General features: G+C 72.0%; 16 protein-coding genes. 9 read left to right on the top strand and 7 right to left on the bottom strand.

Annotated features, from left to right (window positions below; all coding sequences use genetic code 11):
• Positions 1-270: 270 nt before the first annotated feature.
• Entirely contained in the window at positions 271-1,761 is a 1,491-nt protein-coding gene (locus ACIRDU_RS06480; RefSeq protein WP_403575404.1) for a hypothetical protein, read from the top strand.
• A 16-nt stretch (positions 1,762-1,777) separates the two neighbouring features.
• Here the strand turns inward: ACIRDU_RS06480 and ACIRDU_RS06485 are convergent, their stop codons facing one another.
• A complete protein-coding gene (locus ACIRDU_RS06485) occupies positions 1,778-2,836 on the bottom strand; it encodes a LacI family DNA-binding transcriptional regulator (protein ID WP_403575406.1) in 1,059 nt (352 codons plus the stop codon).
• A 155-nt stretch (positions 2,837-2,991) separates the two neighbouring features.
• Positions 2,992-3,903 (bottom strand): homocysteine S-methyltransferase, encoded by a 912-nt coding sequence (gene mmuM / locus ACIRDU_RS06490; RefSeq protein WP_403575408.1) that lies wholly within the window; start codon positions 3,901-3,903, stop codon positions 2,992-2,994.
• Between the two features lie 129 nt (positions 3,904-4,032).
• Between mmuM and ACIRDU_RS06495 the strand changes: the two genes are divergently transcribed.
• Genes ACIRDU_RS06495 through ACIRDU_RS06505 form a run of 3 tightly spaced genes read left to right on the top strand, consistent with a single transcriptional unit; the run spans position 4,033 to position 7,449 of the window.
• Positions 4,033-5,469, top strand: coding sequence for an APC family permease (locus ACIRDU_RS06495; RefSeq protein WP_403575410.1), 1,437 nt, complete (start codon positions 4,033-4,035; stop codon positions 5,467-5,469).
• A 9-nt stretch (positions 5,470-5,478) separates the two neighbouring features.
• On the top strand, positions 5,479-6,597 hold the full coding sequence (locus ACIRDU_RS06500) for an aminoglycoside phosphotransferase (RefSeq protein WP_403575412.1): 1,119 nt from the start codon (positions 5,479-5,481) through the stop codon (positions 6,595-6,597).
• Between the two features lie 24 nt (positions 6,598-6,621).
• Entirely contained in the window at positions 6,622-7,449 is an 828-nt protein-coding gene (locus ACIRDU_RS06505; RefSeq protein WP_403575414.1) for an MOSC domain-containing protein, read from the top strand.
• 12 nt (positions 7,450-7,461) lie between these two features.
• On the opposite strand, the gene ACIRDU_RS06510 is transcribed toward ACIRDU_RS06505, so the two are convergent.
• Positions 7,462-9,555, bottom strand: coding sequence for an autotransporter-associated beta strand repeat-containing protein (locus ACIRDU_RS06510; protein ID WP_403575416.1), 2,094 nt, complete (start codon positions 9,553-9,555; stop codon positions 7,462-7,464).
• 219 nt (positions 9,556-9,774) lie between these two features.
• Between ACIRDU_RS06510 and ACIRDU_RS06515 the strand changes: the two genes are divergently transcribed.
• Positions 9,775-10,896, top strand: a complete 1,122-nt coding sequence (locus ACIRDU_RS06515; protein ID WP_403575418.1) for a family 43 glycosylhydrolase — start codon at positions 9,775-9,777, stop codon at positions 10,894-10,896.
• Between the two features lies 1 nt (position 10,897).
• Positions 10,898-12,310, top strand: coding sequence for an RICIN domain-containing protein (locus ACIRDU_RS06520; protein ID WP_403575420.1), 1,413 nt, complete (start codon positions 10,898-10,900; stop codon positions 12,308-12,310).
• A gap of 24 nt (positions 12,311-12,334) precedes the next feature.
• Here the strand turns inward: ACIRDU_RS06520 and ACIRDU_RS06525 are convergent, their stop codons facing one another.
• Positions 12,335-13,999 (bottom strand): rhamnogalacturonan lyase B N-terminal domain-containing protein, encoded by a 1,665-nt coding sequence (locus tag ACIRDU_RS06525; RefSeq protein WP_403575422.1) that lies wholly within the window; start codon positions 13,997-13,999, stop codon positions 12,335-12,337.
• Positions 14,000-14,188: 189 nt separating this feature from the next.
• On the opposite strand from ACIRDU_RS06525, the gene ACIRDU_RS06530 reads away from it, so the two are divergent.
• From ACIRDU_RS06530 to ACIRDU_RS06540, 3 genes are all read left to right on the top strand, one after another.
• Complete coding sequence (locus ACIRDU_RS06530) at positions 14,189-15,232, top strand: rhamnogalacturonan acetylesterase (protein WP_403575424.1); 1,044 nt, start codon at positions 14,189-14,191, stop codon at positions 15,230-15,232.
• Between the two features lie 79 nt (positions 15,233-15,311).
• Positions 15,312-16,994 (top strand): DUF2264 domain-containing protein, encoded by a 1,683-nt coding sequence (locus ACIRDU_RS06535; protein WP_403575426.1) that lies wholly within the window; start codon positions 15,312-15,314, stop codon positions 16,992-16,994.
• 75 nt (positions 16,995-17,069) lie between these two features.
• Positions 17,070-17,477 carry an isocitrate lyase/phosphoenolpyruvate mutase family protein gene (locus ACIRDU_RS06540; protein ID WP_403575428.1) on the top strand — a complete coding sequence of 136 codons (408 nt, stop codon included), beginning with the start codon at positions 17,070-17,072 and terminating at the stop codon, positions 17,475-17,477.
• Between the two features lie 79 nt (positions 17,478-17,556).
• Here the strand turns inward: ACIRDU_RS06540 and ACIRDU_RS06545 are convergent, their stop codons facing one another.
• From ACIRDU_RS06545 to ACIRDU_RS06555, 3 genes are all read right to left on the bottom strand, one after another.
• Positions 17,557-18,555: a phosphotransferase enzyme family protein gene (locus ACIRDU_RS06545; protein ID WP_403575430.1), complete on the bottom strand. Its 999-nt coding sequence runs from the start codon at positions 18,553-18,555 to the stop codon at positions 17,557-17,559.
• On the bottom strand, positions 18,530-19,138 hold the full coding sequence (locus tag ACIRDU_RS06550; protein ID WP_403575432.1) for a TetR/AcrR family transcriptional regulator: 609 nt from the start codon (positions 19,136-19,138) through the stop codon (positions 18,530-18,532). The genes ACIRDU_RS06545 and ACIRDU_RS06550 overlap by 26 nt, the downstream gene beginning before the upstream one ends.
• Before the next feature lie 532 nt (positions 19,139-19,670).
• The gene (locus ACIRDU_RS06555) at positions 19,671-20,990 is read right to left on the bottom strand and encodes a jacalin-like lectin (RefSeq protein WP_403575434.1); all 1,320 of its coding nucleotides are present in this window, start codon (positions 20,988-20,990) and stop codon (positions 19,671-19,673) included.
• Between the last annotated feature and the right edge of the window lie 133 nt (positions 20,991-21,123).

Below are 21,123 nucleotides of genomic sequence, written 5' to 3' on the forward strand. Positions count from 1 at the left end.
CATGACGTGCACGATCAGTGGGACGTCATCCTGGCAGCAACACGGGCCAAAAGAGACCGGAAATCCTGGAATTGAAGGACAGTCGGCTTTTCGATCGGTCACATGCGGTCACATTCGCACCATCTGAATCACGAGACACAAGAGAATCGATTCGCGATCACGTGCGATCGAATGTGAACTCCCTGCCGTTTGTGCGGAGATGCCGCGGAACCCGACCGGCTCTGTCATTCTTTCCCGGCACGAGCGACCGCACGCGATCGAAGGAGAGCCGTGGCCTCCCTGCCCCTGCCCCGGAGCCTCCGGCGCCTTCTGTGCCTGCTCTGCGCCGTGCTCCTGCTCGCGGCCTGTCAGGGCGGGGGAGACGGCGACCGGCCCGGCCCCGATGTGGCCGCCGCGCGCTGGCGTCAGATTCCCCTCACCGAACTGCCCTCCGCCTTCTTCGGCTTGTCCGCCCGCTCCCTCGTGGCGGCCCGGGACGGATTTCTCCTCGCGGCCCGTACACAGAGCGGTGGCGCGGAGATGTACCACTCGGGCGACGGAATCGTCTGGCGGGAATCCCGGCCGTCGAACCGGCAGATGTCGGTGGCGGTGCTGGCCGGGCACGACGGTGAGGCCGTCGCAGGCGGTACGCGTTTCCAGGACGGGGAAACCACCCCGACGATCATGCGTTACCGCGGAAAGGGCCGGTGGGGGAAAGTCGAGAACCTGCCGGAGGGACGCGCGACCGACGTCGTACTGGACGCGGCCCTGGGACCGCGGGGCGCCGTCGTGGTGGGGCACGACGGCGGGCCGTTCGAACCGGGGACCGACCGGAAGAGAGGCCGCAGCCTGCGCGTCTGGGCCTCGACCGGCACGGACCCGTTCGGCGCGCCGCACGACGTCGCCTGTCCCCAGTGGCCGGACCGGGAACCCGAAGTCGGTGCTCTCGCCGACGAGCACGGGTTCACGGTGTGGGCCAGGTGCGCCGACCCCTTCGGCACGTCGGCCACCCTCACCCTGAGGAGCTCCGACGGCGCCGCCTGGCAGCGCAGGCCGGACCCTCCCGCGCCCCTCGCCGTGCGCGCGGGCACGGCCCGCCCGGCGGACGGGGCCCGGGTCGGCCGGGTCGTGGCCGTACCGGGCGGGTATCTGGCCCTCGGGTCGGCAGAGACATCCAGCAGGACCACCGGCGCCCTGTGGTCCTCCGCGGACGGGCGCCGCTGGACCAGGGCGGCCGGCGGCGAGGACGGCTTCCGGCAGTCGGTCCGGGTGGACGCCGCCGCCGAGTACGACGGCACGCTCCTCGCCTTCGGCACCGACCCGGAATCCGACGGGCACCCGCCCGCCCGCACCCGGGTGTGGCTCGGTACCCCGCCCGGCCGGCCGGCGGAGCCGATCCCCACGAAGGGCGGGGCACTCCAGGCCGTCACCGGCACCTGGAGCTGGGCCCAGGGGACGTTGAAGATCTCCCGGCAGGGTGCATTCACCTACCGCTACCGGATCATGCGCGACTGCGCCACCGACGCCCCGCCCTGCGACGACGTGACCACCTCCACCTGGGGCGGACTCGTCACCGGCACCGTGCAGGAAGGCCCCCGGGACACCCTCCGAGGCACCGTGCGCTCCGCCAACACCACCGACCGCGGCTACACCCCGGGCGCCCGGGTCACCCTCACCCGCGAGCCCTACGACGCCGTCGGCCTCACCATCGGCGACTCGGTCGCCGGCATCTTCTGCCACCCGGGCGCGTACGACGAGCGCTGCCAGGACGTGCACGGCTGAGGGCCGGCGCCGGCCCTCAGCGCGACCGGGGCGGGCCCACCGAGTCCCTCACCACCACGTGTGTGCCCAGCAGCAGGTGTTCGTCCGGGGCGCCCGCGGTGTGCTCCAGGGCCGTGCGGACGGCGAGGCGCCCGAGTTCCTCGTAGGGGACGTGAACCGTCGTCAGGGCGGGGTGCAGGTCGCGGGCGAACGGGATGTCGTCGTAGCCGGCGAGGGAGACGTCGTCCGGCACCGTCAGGCCCGCCTCGTGCAGGGCGGTGAGGGCACCCGCCGCGACCATGTCCGTGGCCGCCACCACCGCGCTGAACTCCAGGCCCTCCTCGAGCGCTTGCCGCATCAGGCGGTGGCCGGCGTCCCGCGTGAAGTCGCCGTGCAGGACGAGGGACGGGTCGGGGGTGAGGCCACGGGCCCGGTGTGCGGCGAGGTAGCCGCGTTCGCGGCCCAGGGCCGTGGTGTGGTCCGCCCGGCCGCCGAGGTACAGCACCCGGCGGTGGCCCTGCGCGAGCACATGGGCCACCAGGGTGTAGGCGCCGCCCTCGTTGTCGTACTCGATGACCGTCACCGGGGCGCCCGGGTCCAGCGGCGGCCGGCCGCAGAGGACCAGGCGGGAACCGGCCGAGGCGAGGGAGTCGGCCATGCGGTGGGTGCGTTCGCGGTACTCGGGGGTGTCGGCCGTGCCGCCGACCAGGATCACGGCGGCGGCCCGCTGGGCGCGCATCATCTCGACGAACTCCAGCTCGTGCCGGACGTCGCCCTCCGTGCTGCACACCAGGCAGAGATGGCCGAGCCGGGTCGCCTCGCGCTCCACGCCGTGGGCCATGTGCGCGAACGACGGGCCGGTGATGTCCTCCAGGACGAAGGCGAGCGTGGGCGTGCCGACGCCCGCGATCGCCTTCGCCCGGGCGTCCGCCACGTAGTCCAGCTCGCGGACCGCCCGCATCACGCGCCCGCGCGTCGCCGCGCTCACCGGATACACCCCGCCCAGCACCCGGGACACCGTCGACGCGGAGACTCCCGCGCGCGCCGCCACGTCCCGGATGGTGCTGCGGCTCGCGTCCCCGCTCTTCCTCGTCATGCCTGCCTCGTCTCGCCCGGGCGCCGGTCCGCGCCCACCCCCTCGGGAACCGCGGCAACGCCGTAGCAACCGGTTCCCACGGGAGGCTAGCAGCGGAGGAGGAGACGGAGGAGGGGTCTGCGCGGACCGCGGAAGACGACGGGGTGCCGTTCGCTCTACGCCGCCCTCAGCGTCCCCGCGATGCTCGAGATCCCCTCCGGCCCGACCCGGCAGCAGCCGCCGATCAGCCGGGCCCCCGCCTGCTGCCAGCCCTTCACCTGGCCGGCGGTGAAGGTGGAGCGGCCGGTCCAGGCGCGTGCCCCGGCATCCCAGGTCTCGCCGCTGTTGGGGTAGACGACGACCGGCTTGCCGGTGACGCGCGCAGCCGTCGCCGCCGCGGCCTCCACATCCTGCGGCGCGCAGCAGTTCACCCCGACCGCGATCACCTCGTCCGCCTCGGCGGCCAGGGCGAAGGCCTCCTCCAGCGGCTGCCCGGCCCGCGTGCGGCCACCGGCGACGGAGTAGGTCAGCCAGGCCGGCACCCCGAGCCCGCGCACCGCCCGCAGCAGGGCCGTGGCCTCGTCGGCGTCCGGGACCGTCTCCAGTGCGAGAACGTCGGGCCGTGCCGCGGCCAGCACCTCCAGTCGCGGCCGGTGGAAACGCTCCAGCTCGTCCACGCTCAGCCCGTAGCGTCCCCGGTACTCCGAGCCGTCCGCGAGCATCGCCCCGTACGGACCGGCCGAGGCCGCCACCCACAGGGGCCGCGAGACACGCGCGCGCCGGGCCGCTTCCCGGGCCGACTCCACGCTCAGCGCCATGAGTTCGGCCGCCCGGTCATGACTGATCCCGCGCTGGGCGAACCCCTCGAACGTGGCCTGGTAGCTGGAGGTGATCGCCACGTCCGCGCCCGCCCGGAAGTAGGCGAGATGCGCCTCGGTCACCGCCTCCGGCTGTTCGGCGAGCAGCCGCGCCGACCACAGCTCGTCGCTCAGGTCGTGCCCGGCCGACTCGAGCTGGTTGGACATGCCGCCGTCCAGGACGACCGTCCCGGCGGCGAGGGCTTCGGCGAGGGTGAGGGTGCTGGTCATGCGACGACGGTAGTCGAGGAACCGTGGCGGACCCCAGCCGAGTGTGTCCGGTGTATGAACAGATCGACCAGCATGTGGGACAGCGGGTTACGATCACGGCCCTCCCCCTCCGCTCGTACAGGAACGCCCATGACCGTCCCCCGCCCCGCCGAGGCCACCGGCCCCGAGTCCCCCGAGCCGGACACGGCCACCACCGCCGCCGTGACCCCGCCGCCCCGCCGCACCTTCGGCCTCGCCGCCGCCACGGCCCTCGTCATGGGCAACATCATCGGCGGCGGCATCTTCGCCCTGCCCGCCACCGTCGCTCCGTACGGCACCGTCAGCCTGCTCGCCTTCCTCGTGCTCTCGGTCGGCGCCGTCCTCCTCGCGCTGCTCTTCGGCAGGCTGGCGCGGCGCAGCCCGGTCACCGGCGGCCTGTACGTCTATCCGCGCGACGCCTTCGGCGAGTTCGCCGGATTCCTGTCGGCCTGGTCGTACTGGACGATGTGCTGGGTCAGCATCGCCGCCCTGGCCGTCGCGGTCGTCGGCTACGTCGAGGTCCTGATACCCCTGCACGGCAACCACACCCTCCAGGCCCTCGTCGCCCTGGCCGCCCTCTGGCTGCCGGCCGCGGCCAACTTCGCGGGGACCCGCTGGGTCGGCACGGTGCAGGTCGTCTCCACGATCCTGAAGTTCGTACCGCTCCTCCTGCTCGCCACGATCGGCCTGTTCTTCGTCGACACGGACAACTTCGGTCCGTTCAACGCCTCCGGGCAGAGCGTCTCCGGCGCGCTCGCCGCCTCCGCAGCGCTGCTGCTGTACAGCTTCCTCGGGGTCGAGTCGGCCGCCGTCAGCGCGGGCGAGGTCCGCGACCCCGAGCGCACGGTCGGCCGGGCGAGCGTCCTCGGCACGCTGGCCTCCGCCCTCGTCTACATCCTCGGCACGGTCGCCGTCTTCGGCCTGGTCCCGCACGACCGGCTCGTCGACTCGGGCGCCCCCTTCGCCGACGCCGTGAACGCGATCACCGGGGGCGGCTGGGGCGGCACCGCCATCGCCCTGGTCGCCGTCGCCTCCATCACCGGCTGCCTCAACGGCTGGATCCTCATGGCCGCGCAGATGCCGTACGCCGCCGCCCGCGACGGCCTCTTCCCCGCACCCTTCGCCCGCCTCGGCAAGGGCGGCGTCCCCGGCTTCGGGGTGTGGGCCTGCGCGGTCCTCGGCAGCCTCCTGATCGCCCTCAACTACACGGCCGGCCCGGACACCACGTTCCGCGTGCTCGTCCTGATCACCACGTTCACCGGCTGCGTGCCGTACCTGCTGTCGGCGGCGGCCCAGTTGTACTGGCTGGCCCGTGGCACCCGCGAGCTCCCCCACTCCCGGCTTCGCTCGGGCGGGAGGGGCCCCCATCGCCCCGCGGGACTCGCCCGGGACCTGACGGTCGCGGTTGTCTCCTTCGGCTTCTCGTTCTGGCTGATCGCCGGTGCCGGGTACGCGGCCGTCTACCAGGGCGTGCTGTTCCTGTTCGCCGGAATCCCGGTGTACGTGTGGCTGCGGGGACGCAAGGACACGGCGGAGGCGGCGGCATAGCATCGGGGGATGCCCGAGGTCGCTGCAGCGCATGCCGAAGTACGTGAGGTCCTGGGAGTCCCGGCGGACAGGGCGGTGTTCGAGCCGCTCCCGCACAACCCGTTCAACGGTGTCACGGCCGGGGTGTGGCGGGTCAGCGGCGGCGGCCGCTCGGCCGTTCTGAAGGTGCTGACGCGGACGAAGGAGACCGGCGTCGCCTGGTCGGCGTCCAACGACCCGCGCCACTGGAACTTCTGGCGCCGCGAGGCGTACGTCTACCGGTCCGGGCTCGCCCAGGTCTGGCGGCGGCACGGCATCCGCGCGCCCCGGCTGCTGGAGTACGCCGAACGGCCGGACGGTGACGTGGCGCTGTGGCTGGAGAACGTGCCGGGCGAGCCGGCCACCACCTGGCCCCTGTCCCGTCACGTCGACCACGCCCACCGCCTGGGCGCCGCGCAGGGCGCGGTCGGCGCGGGGGAGGACGCCCCGTGGCTGTCGCAGCGTTTCCTGCGTGACCACACGTCGGGGAAGACGACGGGTGAGGCGCTGCTCGACGACGACGAGGCGTGGCGACACCCGCTGATCCAGCGGCACTTCCCGCCCGGCCTGCGCGAGGACATGGTCCGTCTCCACCACGACCGCGCGTGGTTCCTCACGGTCATGGAGTCGCTGCCCCGCGCCCTCTCCCACCTCGACCAGCGGCCGGCGAACCTCCGCTCGGACGGCCCCGGCACCAGTGTCCTGCTCGACTGGGCGTTCACCGGCGACGCCGCCCTCGGCGAGGACCTCGGCACCTACCTGCCCGACTGCGTCTTCGACCTGTTCGTCCCCGCGGCCGACCTGCCGGGCCTGGCCAAGGCGGCGTACGACGCCTACGTGCACGGCCTGCGCGAGAGCGGATGGCGGGGCGAGGAACATCTCGTACGACTCGGCGTGTGCGCCTCCGCGGTGAAGTACGACTGGCTCACGGCACTGATGCTGGCGCGGGCGGACGAGGAGCAGGTGGCCTACGGCGGCGAGGGCACCGTCCCGGCCGAACTCCGGTACCGGGAACGGGGCCTGGCATTGGCGTACCTGGCCGAACGGGCCGCCGAGGCCCGGCTGCTGGCTCCCCGGCTCGGGTTCCCCGAAGCCCCCAGCGGCCGCTGAACCGAGGAACGGAAACGGAAGGTCATGGCCCGAGTCGTCGAGTTGTCGTACTACCCCGTCAAGGGCTGCGCCGGGACGTCGGTACGCGAGGCGCTGCTGACACCTGCCGGACTGGCACACGACCGCAGCTTCATGGTCGTCAGCGAGGAGGGCGTGTACCGCACGCAGCGCCGGGATCCGCTGCTGGCCGTCATCCGCCCCCTGATCACCCCCGACGGCGACCACCTCACGCTCACCGCACCCGAGGCCGAGCCCCTCCACCTCCGGGTGGACACCTCCGGCACCCGGCGGAAAGTGGACCTGTTCGGAACCGCTTACCAGGGCATCGACCAGGGCGACGAGGCAGCGGACTGGCTCTCGGACCTGCTCGGCGCACGGAGCCGCCTGGTACGGACACCGCCGGAACACGAGCGGGTGACCGACGGCCTGACCCCGGGCACCTCGGGCTACGCCGACAGCTGCGCCCTGCACGTCCTTTCCCGCTCCACCCTCGACCTCCTCGACACCAGACTGACCGCCCGCGGCGCCCAGCCTCTTCCCCTCGACCGCTTCCGCCCCAACATCGTCATCGACGGCTGGGCCGACCCCCACACGGAGGACCGCGCCCACCGCCTCCGCATCGGCACCGCGGAACTGGGCTACGCCAAACTCGCCATCCGCTGCGCGGTCACGCTGGTCGACCAGCACGCCGGAACCCGAGCGGGCCCCGAACCCCTGCGCACCCTCGCCGCCTACCGCCGCACCCCCCAGGGCGGCGTCGCCTTCGGCACGAAGTACGCGGTACTCCGGCCGGGCAGGGTGGCTGTGGGGGACGAGGTGGACGTCGTGGTGTGGGGGGAGTCCGAGTTGTGAGCACCGGCCGGGTCACTGCCGCGTGCGGCCCGCGTGCCGACCACCCCGTCGACCACCCCGCCCCCGTCGCGCCGCCACCGGTACCGCGAGGCTGATGATCAGGGCGGAGCCGAGGGCGTAGGGCCACCAGCCGAAGCCGACGTCTTCCGAGGCGCCGGCGCTGCGGGGGACCGCAGTGGCCGGGGCGGACGGCGTGGGGGAGGAGTGGCTCGGAGAGGTGGCTGCCGTCAGGACGACGTCGTTGCCGTCGCCGCCTCGGTAGCTGATGCGGTAAGTGGTGTCGGCCCGCTTCAGGCGGGCTCCCTCCTTCAGGCCGGTGAAGGTTCCTGAGGTCCTGGCCTCGCCCCTGTGGTCGAGCACGGTGATCTCGCGCGTGCCCTTGGGCGCAGCCGAGGCGTCGAGGTCTCCGGCAAGCCGGACCGGGCCCGACACCGTCAGCGGTTTGCCCCGTAGGACCAGTGAGCCCGCAGGGCTCTGGGTGTAGGCGCCGTTGACGGTGAGGCCCGTCGTGACCGTCCCGTCGTTGGTGACCGTGCCGCTCACCGTGCCCTTGCCGGTCAGCGTCGTCGTCACGCGCAGGCCCGGCCGGCCCGCGTCCAGCCTGGCGGCGGCAGAGGTGAGCCGGATCGACCTGCTGTGGGCGAGTGTTGCTCCGCCGCGGAGCGCGAGGGTGCCCTGGGAGACCGTGGTCGGCCCGGTGTACGTCACCGCCCTGCCCGTCAGGGTCGCCGTGGCCGTGCCCGACTGGGTGAGGGAACCGCTTCCGTCGATACGGGACAAGGTGAGGGGTCTGCGGGTGTTGCGCAGGATGAGGGAGCCGTCGTTGACGAGCCGGTCGTGGGTGCCGCCCGTGTACAGGCCGCCGTCGCCGCCTCGCTTGCCGCTGCCCAGGCGCAGGACCGCGCCCTTCTCGACCGTCGTGGAGCCGTCGTAGTACTGGACGGCCGCGAAGGTCACGTCGTTGCCGGGAGTACCCGCGATGACGATGTCGCCGGCGCCGGGGGCCGACAGGGTGTCGTGGAATCTGCCGCCGCCGATGGGGGCGCCGAGCGTCACCGGGCCGTTGTAGTCGAAGGTGAGCCGGGAGCGCGAGCGGGCGGCCAGCAGGTTGATGTAGACCGTCTCGGCGGTGCCCGGCATGAAGATCCGGTCGGTCGTGCCGTCGCCCCACTGGACGTTCGCGCCCTTGATGTTGGTGCCGCGCTTGTTGACGTTCTTGCGGGCGGGCGTCCAGTTGAGGGCCGGGTCGCTGAGCGACGGATCGGTGTCGCCGCCCCGGTCCGACCAGCTGTACTGGCCGGTCAGGATCACCTTGCCGCCCGGCCGGGACTGGACGTTGATGTCGCTGCCGTACTCGCGCTGGTAGAAGTCCATGCCCATCGTGACGGTCCGGCCCAGCGGGGTGTCGACCGTCCAGGTGCCCTGGTTGAGGATCTTGCGGACACGGGGGAGCGAGGTCGCGTACTCGGGCCGCCCGGCGTTGGCCTGCGTGCCGTTGTCGATCACCCCGGAGAAGGAGTGGGTGCCCGGCAGGTCCCACGTGCCCCAGAGGAACCTGGGCTGCGTGATCAGACCCGAGCCGCTGATGGTGCCCAGGTTGTAGGCGCTCTTGAGGGAGAGGCGGAGGGTGCCGTCGACCCGGATGTTGTCCTGGTTGAGGCGGAACGCCGGGGTGTTGTACGGGAAGTGGCCGATCAGGCCGGTCGTACCGCCGTCGCCGTACTGGAGCGTCGCGCCGCGCTCGACCGTGACCGCCGGAGGGTCGGGCCGGGTGACCGTGACGTACGGGTGGTTGCCGCCCGCCGTCCGCACCCGCTGCCGCTGACGGGACCGGGGGAGGGTGAAGTCGCTGTCCTCGGTGAGGATCAGCGTTCCGCTGCCGCGCACGGTGAGCGTGCCCTCGCCGCGGAACACGCCGTCGTACGTCGTCGTCCCGGGCGGCACGCTGACGACGGTGTCGCCGACGAGCGTCACGTCCCGGCCGGCCAGCACGTCGGCCGTGACGTCCCGGGCGCCGGCGGCCACCGCCGGGGGAGCGGAGACCAGGGAAGCGACCGCCGCGAGGACGCCCGCGGTCGCTGCTGTGGTGTGGGTGAGGCTGCGCACGTGTTCGGAGACGGGCCATGTCCCCGGCGATAACAGAAAATTCGGCGGCTGCTGTTTCCGGACCCCGCCGGACGGGTTCGTCCCGTCAGACCCGTTGACCTCCTCGTGCCACCCCCTTACCTTTTCGGCGTTCGTCATGACAGATGGTGTTCGAAATCCCGGCTATCGCATCGGATGACAACGCCGTGTGTCCCCCAGTGAGAGGCAGGCCCCCTCCGCATGAGCCGCGACCGCGACCACGCTCTGCCCGAACCCCCCAGCCGCAGACTGCTGCTGAAGGGCGCCGCAGCCGCCGGTGCCCTGGCCGCCGTCCCCGCCCTCCCCGGAGTCGCCGAGGCAGCACCCCGGGCAGAAACCGCCGCCGAAACGCCCGGCAGGCACCCGAAGCCGGCCCCCTTCGTGAACCCGCTCGTCCGCAATCGCGCCGACCCGCACATCCACCGCCACAAGGACGGCTTCTACTACTTCACCGCCACCGCCCCCGAGTACGACCGCATCATCCTGCGCCGCTCCCGCACCCTGGGCGGCCTCGGCACGGCCGACGAGTCCGTCATCTGGCGCGCCCACGCCACCGGCCCCATGGGCGCCCACATCTGGGCACCCGAACTGCACCGCATCGGCGGCAAGTGGTACATCTACTTCGCCTCCGCGCCCGCCGAGGACGTCTGGGCGATCCGCATATGGGTGCTGGAGAACGCCCACCCCAACCCCTTCAAGGGCACCTGGGTGGAGCGGGGCCAGGTCAAGACGGCCTGGGAAACCTTCTCCCTGGACGCCACCACCTTCACCCACCGGGGCAAGCGCTACCTCGCCTGGGCCCAGCACGAGCCCGGCCTGGACAACAACACCGGCATCTTCCTCTCCGAGATGGCGAACCCGTGGACCCTGAAGGGCCCGCAGGTGCGGCTCTCCACCCCGGAGTACGACTGGGAGTGCATCGGTTTCAAGGTCAACGAGGGCCCGTACGTCCTCAAGCGCAACGGCCGCCTCTTCATGACGTACTCGGCCAGCGCCACCGACTTCAACTACTGCATGGGCCTGCTGACCGCTGACGCCGACAGCCACCTCCTGGACCCCATGAGCTGGACCAAGTCGCCGGTCCCGGTCTTCACCAGCAACGACACCACCAAGCAGTACGGCCCCGGCCACAACTGCTTCACGGTCGCCGAGGACGGCCGCACCGACGTCCTCGTCTACCACGCCCGGCAGTACAAGGAGATCAACGGCGACCCGCTGAACGACCCCAACCGCCACACCCGCGCCCAGAAACTCGGCTGGAAGCGCGACGGCACCCCCGACTTCGGCGTCCCGGTCGCCGACACGGTGAAGGTGAGTGACTGACATGAGACGTGCGTACGCGACCCTCCTCGCCCTGTGCCTGGGCCTGTTCGGAGCCCTCGCCACCGGCGGTCCCGCCCAGGCCGCGCCCCAGACCATCACCAACGGCACCCAGTTCACGGACACCTCGGGCAACCCCGTCCACGCGCACGGCGGTGGCGTCCTCAAGGTCGGCAGCTACTACTACTGGTTCGGCGAGCACCGCAACGCCGACAACACCTTCCGGTACGTCGACGCCTACCGCTCGACCGACCTGAAGAACTGGGAGTTCCGCAACCACGTCCTGACCGAGGCCAGTGACCCGGAGCTCGCGACCGCCAACATCGAGCGGCCGAAGGTCATGTACAACGCCTCCACCGGCAAGTTCGTGATGTGGATGCACAAGGAGAACGGCACCGACTACAGCGAGGCCCGCGCTGCCGTCGCCGTCTCGGACACCGTCGACGGCAACTACACCTGGAAGGGCAGCTTCCGGCCGCTCGGCCAGCACATGTCCCGTGACATCACGGTCTTCGTCGACACGGACGGCGCCGGCTACATGATCTCGGCCGCCCGCGAGAACTACGACCTCCAGATCTACCGCCTGACCGCCGACTACACCGGCATCGCGAGCCTGGTCGCCAACCCCTGGCCCGGCGGCCACCGCGAGGCGCCGGCGCTGTTCAAGCGGGGCGGCGTGTACTTCATGCTGACCTCGGGCGCCACGGGCTGGAACCCCAACCAGCAGCAGTACGCCACGGCCACCAGCATCGCCGGGCCCTGGTCCGCCATGAAGAACATCGGCGACTCGACGACGTACGGTTCGCAGACCGCGTTCGTCCTGCCCGTGCAGGGCACCTCGGGCACCTCGTACCTGTACATGGGCGACCGCTGGGGCAACTCCTTCGGCGGCACCGTCAACGACTCGCGGTACGTGTGGCTGCCGCTGACCTTCTCCAACTCGACCACGATGTCCATGTCCTGGTCACCCGAGGTCACCGTCGACACGACCGCCGGGACGGTCACCGGTACCAGCGCCACCTACAACACGCTGATCGCCCGCCATTCCTCCAAGTGCGCGGACGTCACGAGCCAGTCGCTGTGGGCGGGCGCCCAGCTCAAGCAGTACGACTGCAACGGCGGCGCCAACCAGAAGTACTGGTTCAAGTCCGTCGGAAGCGGTTACTACCAGCTGATGGTCAGAAACAGCAGCCTGTGCGTGCAGGAGAACGCCACCACGGTCACGCAGGAGAACTGCGCCTCCTCGGCGACGAGCCAGCAGTGGTCGCTCACCACCACCGGCTCGTACGTGACCGTCAAGTCCCGCGCGAGCGGCGAGTGCCTGGACGTGAACGGCGCGTCCACCGCCAACGGCGCCGCGCTCATCACGTACACGTGCAACGGCGGCACCAACCAGCAGTGGACGCGCGGGACATGAGACCCCGGACGGTCCTGAGGGCCCTCAGGCCAGCAGGTCGATCGCGTCGATCGCCGTCCCCGCGCTGAGGAACCCGCTCGCCCCCGACCCGCTCACCACGTCGATCCTGAGCACGTTGTACTGACTCGTGTCCGTCTTCCAGGCGGATGCCGGGACGCTGTACGTGAACGTGTGGTTGTTGCCACGGTAGGAACCGTTGGTCAGCGACCGGGTGTCCGGCTGGGTGGGCGGGGCGGGGATCGGCGAGGTCCAGACGTCGTTGACGGTGACCTGGGGGCGGCCGTTCGCGTACGCCGTCGTCACACCGATGCGCAGGGTGTGCGCGGCTGCCGCCTGGGCCGCCGTCAGCCGGAAGTACACGAGAATCCCGCTGTTGACGTCCTTCCAGAGGTAGCAGGGGAAGGCCGCCGTCTCGCCGCTGCCGATGACCACGTTCCCGGTCCAGGACGCGGCCCGTGCGTCGGACGGATGCGCGTACGTCATCAGATCCGCGTTCTTGAACCCGCCCGGCGTGCCGTCCCAGTCGCCGATCCGCCAGATCGCGGCCGCGTTCGACGGATCGTTGGAGGACGGTATCGCGATCGTGTTCAGGGTCGTCGTGCCGCCCGCGGACACGCTCACCGGCGTGCTGTACACCGCCAGTTCGCCCTTGAAGACGGTCAGCGTGTACGTCCCCGGCAGCACCCCGGACAGGGAGAACCAGCCGTCCGAGGGGCGCGCCGAACCCCAGTACTGCGCCGACGGGTTGGCGATCCCGACGGTGTACGGGTAGGCCGTGTTCCGCCCGGAGATCCCGACACCCGCCACCTTGCCCCGGCCGCTCGCCGGCACGTACCCCGCGATGCCGAGCGAGTCGGCCCACGGAGTGGTGAGCGTGCCCGGGTACAGCGCCGAGGACGGTGCCCCGCCGTCCGTGAAGGCGATGACGTACGGCCCCTGGAGGCCGAAGCGCTGGGCCTCGGTCTGGTTCTGCCCGTAGTAGAGGATCTCGTACAGGCCGCCGCCGTCCGCGCTCTGGTGGCGGAGCAGGGAGCGGTAGAAGGGGCCGCCGGAGGCCTTCTCATGGTTGCTGCGCACCATCCACAGGCCGACGCCGCCCGCGGACCAGCCGACGTAGTCGTGGTCCATGACGCGTCGCTTGGAGTAGTGCTTCGAGCGGGTCTGGCCGTCGGGCTTCCGGAAGACGTCCGAGGCCTCGATGGTGGTGGGCGCGTAGGTGTAGGAGTCCGGTTCGTCGTTGAGGAAAGCGCCCTTCTTCACGCGCACGATGTACCGGGTGGCCGATACGGACGTGTCCGCCTTGTCGGTCCACAGATAGACGTTGTTCTCGCCGCTGCGGGCCGCGTAGTAATGCTTCAGCGTGCCGTGCGTGACGGAGATCAGGATGGTGGAACCGGACTGCTTGACGCTCACGGTGGAGGCGCCGAGGCCGGACTCGATGTGCGAGTTCTGGCCGCCGTAGCCCTGGTACTCCGTGCCGCGGTAGACCAGGGAGGTCAGGTCGCCGGTGGACTTGGCGACCTTGAGGACCAGTTGGGCGCCGGTGTCCACGACGTAGTTCGCGCCGTCGTCGGTCCAGCCGAAACCGGCGGCGAGCGCCGGTCGGGTGAGGGCCGCGCCGACGGCACCGGCGGTGGCGGCGAGGACGACCGTGCGGCGGCCGACCGGTCTGTTCGTGGCTCCGGGCATGGGGGTGCCTCCTGCGAAAGTGGGGGGAATGCGGCGGTAGCGAGAGTGACACTTGAATCGATTTCGCGAAAGGGCTTTCACTGATGAGCGATCGGAGATCTGGTGAATGCTGCTCGGGGTCTAGAAAGCGCTTGTCCGGAGCGGTACGGTCCCCCTCCAGGTCTGGTCGTGTGCTGGGAGGAGCCTGGAGTGAGACGTTTCAGTATCGCTGTCGTGGCGGCGGTGACCCTGGGTACCGCGCTGTCGTCCGTACCCGCCCAGGCGGGCGAGGCAGGCGGAGGCCGGGGTCTCACCCACTGCGCCGCAGGCACCTGCCACTTCGACGTCCCGCCGGGCACGTACGACGTGCGGGTCACCCTCGGCGGCAAGGCGGCGTCCAGCACGAGCGTCAGCGGTGAGACCCGCCGCTCCCTGCTCCCCGAGACGGCCGCACCGGCCGGCGAACGCATCACGCGCAGCTTCACGGTGAACGTCCGCACCCCCGAGGGCGAGCCCACCGGCCCCGAGGGCACACCCGGCCTCGACCTGCGCATCGCCGGCTCCGCCCCCGCCCTCGCCGACATCAGGGTCACCCGGGCCCGGCACGCCCGCCAGATCTTCCTGGTCGGCGACTCCACGGTCTGCGACCAGCCCGGCGACCCGTACTCCGGATGGGGCCAGCAACTGCCCCAGTTCCTCCGCAAGGGCGTGTCCGTCGCCAACTACGCCGATTCCGGGGAGAGTACGGTCACGTATCTGGGGAACCCGCAGCTGTGGGCCACCGTACGGCCCCTGATCCGCCCCGGCGATCTGGTTCTCGTCCAGCTCGCGCACAACGACAAGACCACGGACGAGGCCACCTACCGGGCCAACCTGGAGACCCTGGTCGCGGGCGTCCGGGAGCGGGGCGGACAGCCGGTCCTTGTCACTCCCGTCGTGCGGCGCTGGTTCAACCCGGACGGCACGCTGAACAACGGAACCGCGCTCCTGGTCAACGGCCTCGGTGTCGACCACCCGGCCGTCACCCGCTCGGTCGCGGCGGCGCAGGACGTCCCGCTGATCGACCTCACGGCGAAGACCAGGGCGCTGGTGGAGTCCCTCGGCCCGGAAGGCTCCAAGGCGCTGTACCTCACCAACGAGGCGCGGGACAACACGCACACCTCCGTGCGCGGTGCGACGGCCTACGCGGGCCTCGTCCGCGACGAACTCGTCGCCCTGCATCTGGTGCCGAAGGGCACAGTGCGGGTGGGATGAACCCCTGGGGCGCCCCGACCGGAACCGGGGCGCTCCAGGTCCGATCCGTATCCACCGGCCCCAGCACGAAAGACATCCGATGCAGCTGCCTCCCACCGACCGCACGGCGTCACCGATCACCGGCTACACCCGCGCCCACTGGGAGGCGGCGGCCGACTCCCTGCTCACCGCCGTCGAGCCGTACGCGAGCGAGGACCGCGCGCTCTACCACCTGCCCGGCGACCGGGCGAGCTGGTCGGGGCGCCTCTCCGACGGCCTGGAGGGCTACGCCCGCACCCTGCTGCTCGCCGCCTTCCGCCGCGACGAGAAGGCCCTGGAACGCTACGCGACCGGCCTCGCCGCCGGCGTCTCGGGCGTCTGGCCCCGCATCGAGGACCGCAGCCAGCCCCTGGTGGAGGCGGCGTCCATCGCCCTGGCCCTCCGCCTCACACAGGACCTGCTCTGGGACCGACTCGACGACGGCGTACGCCAACGGACGGCGGCCTGGCTGGCCGACGCCCTCACGGCCGAGCCCTGGCCCTGCAACTGGGAGCTCTTCCCGGTCACGGTGGGCGGCTTCCTGGCCGGGATCGGCCACGAACCGGAGGCCTCCCGCGCGGCGATCGACCGCGGCCTGGAACGCATCGAGCAGTGGTACGTCGGCGACGGCTGGTACACCGACGGCGACGGCCGCAAGTACGACTACTACAACGGCTGGGCGATGCACCTCTACCCGGTGCTGCACGCCTGGCTGGAGCAGGACGAGCGGCTGCTGGCGCTCTACGGCGACCGCCTGGACCGCCATCTGCGCGACTACGCCCGCCTCTTTGGCGGCGACGGCGCCCCCATGCACCAGGGCCGCTCCCTGACGTACCGCTTCGCGACGACGGCCCCGCTGTGGCTGGGCGCGCTGACCGGCCGTACGCCCCTGCCCCCCGGCGAGACCAGGCGGCTGGCCTCGGGCGCGCTGAAGTACTTCCTGGAGAGGGGCGCGGTGGACGACCGGGGCCTGCTGTCCCTCGGCTGGCACGGCCCCGACGCGTCCGTCCTTCAGGGCTACTCGGGCCCGGCCTCCCCGTACTGGGCGAGCAAGGGCTTCCTCGGCCTGCTCCTGCCGCCGGACCACGAGGTCTGGACGGCACCGGAGGAACCCGCCCCCGCCGAACGCGCCGACGCCGTCACCCCCGTGGGGCCTCCCAACTGGCTGCTCCAGTCCACCCGTTCCGACGGCGTGGTCCGCCTCCACAACCACGGCAGCGAGGACGTCCGCTACGACCCGTACTACACGCGGCTGGCGTACTCCACCGTGACGACACCCGCGGACTCCTACGACAACAGCGTCCTGGTCGGCGGCGACCCGAGTCGCACCGGCATCGAACCGCTCGGCACGGGTGAGGGCTGGGCGGCGTCCCGGCACACCGCGGGCGGGGGAGCGCGGGTGACGAGTGTGGTGCTGGCGCGCGGGGCGGCGGAGGTGCGTGCCCATCTGGTCGCGGGGACGGAGCCGGGGACGCCGGTCCGTGTGACCGGCTGGAGCGCACCGGACGGCGTCCGCGCGGAACTGCTGCCCGTCGTCGGCCTCGACGACGACCTCACCGGTGTCACCGCCGGGGACGCCACGCTGTTCGTCGCCCTGGCCCGGCTCACCGCCGAGGCGGATCCCGCCCCGCTGGCAGAAACGGTCACCGCAACCGCCTCCGGAGACGGGGAGTTGACGGTCCGCTGGAGCGAAGGGCCCGAGGTGCGGGTCCGGCTGGACGGGGCCGGCGTGCACGTCGGCTGAGGCCCCCCGGGGCCGGGTTCGCCTTGCGGCCGCGGTTCGGCCCGCGCCGAAGCGAGCCGGGTCCAGCATGAGGGCATGACCGCAGATCCGCAGCAGAAGCCGTCAAGCCGTGCCGTGACCGCCTTCGCCGGCCTCCACCGTGCCGGGGAGCCCCTGCTCCTGCCGAACGCCTGGGATCACGCATCCGCCCGGGCCCTCGCGGGGCAGGGCTTTCCGGCGATCGGGACGACGAGTCGGGGGGCCGCCGCGGCGGCCGGTCTGTCCGACGGGGCGGCGGCGACCCTCTACTCGTCCGACGGCCCGCCCGTCCCGCACCTCGCCGACGCAGGCGTACACCGCATCAGCCTCGGCTCGCTGCTGTACCGGCGGGCGCTGGGCGCGGCCCTGGAGGCGATGACGGACCTGCGCGCCGGCCGGGCACCGACGGGCGCGACACCTTCCTACGCCGTTGTGGCGGGGCTTGCCGCCCGCCAGGTGTATTGATCACGAGCGTTGTCGACACGGGCGGGTCCTGGACATCGCGAAGACCTCCGGGCGGACGACGGGACTGTGCGGACACGACCTAGGACCGCCCGTCGAGCGCGGCGACCAGCAGGGAGACGGCGGCGAGGTCGGGCAGGTCGCGCAGGCAGGTCAGCGCCTGTCTGGCCCCGAAGTCGCGCTGCTCTGCCGTCACTTCGGGGTCGACGGCCGTCTCGGCCTGCACGTGGATGTAGTTCAGGGCCGTGGCGAAGAGCATCGAGAAGGACCCCGGGCCGGTGAGGACGGCTCGGCCGCCCGCCTCGCGGTAGGCCCGGGCCAGGCGTCGCGCGGAGGCGATGTTCACGTCGTTGCCGCCGGACCAGGTGTAGAGGGCGCGGGCGAACTCCCGTTCCGCCGAGACGGGTCCGGCGTTGTCCCAGTCGAGGAGGACCGGCCCGTCGGGGCCGACCAGGACGTTCTGGGGCTGGAGGTCGAGGTGCGAGGTCACCAGGTCGCCGGTATCCGACGGGGTCACCCAGTGGGCGAGCCGGGGCGCGGAGGTGGCGATGAACCGGCCCAGTTCGTCCGACCACGGCAGGCCGGCATCGCGCACCTTCTTGAGGACGTCCTCCCAGCCGGCGTCGTCGGGGCACCGCTCGTACCAGTCGCCCGGGGTGCCGACGGCCCCCTCACCGGCCCGGTGGAGCAGCGCCATGGTCCGGCCGAACCATTCCAGGACCTCCGGGTCGGAGGCGTCGGCCCCGGAGCCGTCGATCCAGTCGTACAGCTTCACCCAGGACCCGCCGCTCGGGGAGGCGAGGCGGCAGACGTGTGCGCCGTGCCGGTCGCGGTGGAGCCGGGGCGAGGCGATGCCCAGGGCCGCCGCGGAGTCCCGTAACGCGGCCTCGCGGGCGACCTGGGCCGGGTCGCAGCCGAAGAGGAGTTCCTTCACGGCCCAGGACCGGCCGTTTCCGGAGAGTTTCCAGATCTGGCCGAGGGCGCCCCGGGTGACGGGTGTCATGTTCCAGGGGCCGCTGCCGAGGGAGTAGGTCTCGGCTATGACACCGGCCGTCTCATCGGGTCGGGTTCGTTCTGCCATCGGGTGTCCTCTTGTCGCGGGGCCAGTTGCGGAGCAGCACGTGCAGGGCGTCGATCGCCCTGTCCCAGGAAGCCTGCACGTCACGGGGCGCGCCGAAGGCGCCGGTGGATTCCAGGGCGCAGTAGCCGTGGAAGGTGCTGCGCAGCAGGCGCACGGCGTCCGTGAGGTCGGGTTCCTCCAGGCCGTAGGCGCGGAGCATGCCGTAGGTGACGTCGGCCGTGCGGCGCGTCGCGGGGGAGCCGGTGACGAGCCGCTGGTCGATCCGGATCTGCGTCGCCGCGTACCGGCCGGGGTGCTCCAGGGCGAAGGCCCGGTAGGCGGCGGCGAAGGCGGCGAGCGTGTCCCTGCCGGCCTCCCGCCCCTCGACCGCCTCCGCGATCCGGTCGATCATCTCGCCACCGGCGAGGAGGGCCACGCGAGTTCGCAGGTCCTTCAGATTCCGGACGTGGGTGTACAGACTCGCGTCCTTCACCCCGAAGCGACGGGCCAGCGCGGAGAGGGTGACGCCCTCGAACCCGACCTCGTCGGCGAGATCGGCCGCGGCCGCGACGAGACGCTCGGGGGTGAGACCGGCTCTGGGCATGGGGGTGGGGGGTCACCTCTCGAAGACGGCCGAGTCGGGGGCGGCGCCCCCGGGGGCGCAGGGAGCGATCGTAGCCGCCAGGGGTGGCGTGGGGGCGTCACGCGCCGTCGGTCACGGCGGCTCTTGCGTGATCACGCGACCCGTCTCACGAGCCGTCGGACGGTGCGGCGGGTCGCTCGCCCGGCGCCTTCACCGCCGGGTCCGTGCCCGCGGGTGGCCCCCCACCCTGCCGTGAGCAGCCTGAAGCCCGAGGCGGCCCGGTCGCGGGCGTCGAAGGCCACGGCCGGGGTGTGCACGGGGATGTCCACGGCGTTGCGGTCGATCCGGCAGCGGCCCGGGCGGTATGCGGGTGCTCGTACGGGGGGATGAGGATGAGACCGCGCTCGGCGGCCAGTGCCTCGGCGATGGCGACGCGGTCGCCGGAGATCCGTGCCGTGCGCCGTCGCCCAGGGCCGGGACCACGTCCCGGCCCCTCGGCGACGGCCCCGACCACGGACGGACGGGCGGGGCCGATCGGCGTCGGCCCGCCCGCTCAGCGGACCGGCGCGTACACCACCCCGAGCTTGTCGAGCTCGTCGCCCGCGCGGCCCGTGAAGCCCACGATCTGCCAGCCGGAGGGGGCCGTGAAGGTCTTCGTGTCGGACGTGGCCGTGCCGACGGACAAGCTGCGGTTCCGGTCCGTCGTGAAGGCCGCCGAGAACAGGCGCGTACGGCCGTCCTTCTGACCTTGCGTCAGCTTGACCGAGGTCAGGTGCTCACCGGCGGCCAGGGTCAGGGAGGTCGCGGTGCCGCCCGTGCCGCCGTGGGTGAGGGTCGTGCCTCCGTCGTGGGTGAGGGACACGGCGTCCAGCCGGGCGCTGCCCCGCAGCGTGAGGGTGCGGGGAGAGGGGACCGGCGGCAGGTCGTCCGCGTCGTTGAAGGCCGTGCCGTGCGGGCCTCCGAAGAAGTCGCTCGCCCGCAGCGCGGAGTTGAGCGTGTAGGAGAAGCCGACCGTGTGCGGGAAGTGGTCGGACAGGTGCTTGCCGTCGGAGCGGAGGAAGGACGCCCAGTCGTTGTGGTAGCGGGTGGCGGTGAGGTCAACGAGCTTGCTGCTCCGGTAGAGGACCTTGTCCACGACCTCGCAGTCGTCCGTGGGCGCCGCCGCGTCGCAGACCAGCGCGTCGCTGCCCTGGGCCGGGGGCGTACCGCCCCTGACCAGCTTCACCCACGCGTCCGTGAGGCCGTTCTGCGACAGCAGGGTGCGGATGTTGTCCCCGGTGCGCGTGTACCGGGTGTTGGTGTCGCCCATGACGATCACCGCGTTGCCGGACGAGTTCGCCCGGATGAAGCCGGACAGCTGCTCGACGTTGGCGCGGCGGGCCGCGAGGGCGTCGTCGGTCGAGTCGGCGTTGGTGTGCACGTTGTACAGGTCGACGTAGACGCCCTCGGCGAGCCGCATGCGCGCGAGGGAGAACCCCTTCGGCGTCAAGCAGTTGGTGCCGGTGCACTTGTCCCACTTCACCCGCTGGAAGTCCTCGAAGGGGTGGTCCGAGAGGGTGTTGAGGCCGTCACCGAAGGCCGCGCCGCCGCTGGTCGCCGTGCGGTACGGGTGCTTGTCGTTGGCGTACAGGGAGGCGTGGTAGTTGAAGTCCTCCTGCACGTTCACGATGTCGTACGGCCCGAGACGCTGCCCGATGAGCGGGGTGTTGGTCTCAGGGTCGCTGTCACCGAGGCCGAGGGGCAGACCAGCGATGTTGTACGTCAGGACGCTGAAGGAGCCGGAGTCCGCGGCGGCGGCGGGGGTGGCGTCGGCGGTGGTGAGGCCGGTGAGGGTGAGGGATGCGGCGGCGAGCGTGCCGAGGAGTCGTCTCATGGGGGGTGTCTCCGGTCTGAGGAGGCGGAGCAGAACGTGAACGGGGCTCAGCTTCGATCTCGACGAGTGTGGCGTACAAGGCCGGTTGAGGAAACAGTGAGACACGGGACGAGCCGCCGCGTCCGGGCCGCCC

The sequence above is a fragment of the Streptomyces sp. NPDC093598 genome, assembly GCF_044764825.1.
In the GTDB taxonomy this organism is placed as follows: Bacteria; Actinomycetota; Actinomycetes; order Streptomycetales; family Streptomycetaceae; genus Streptomyces.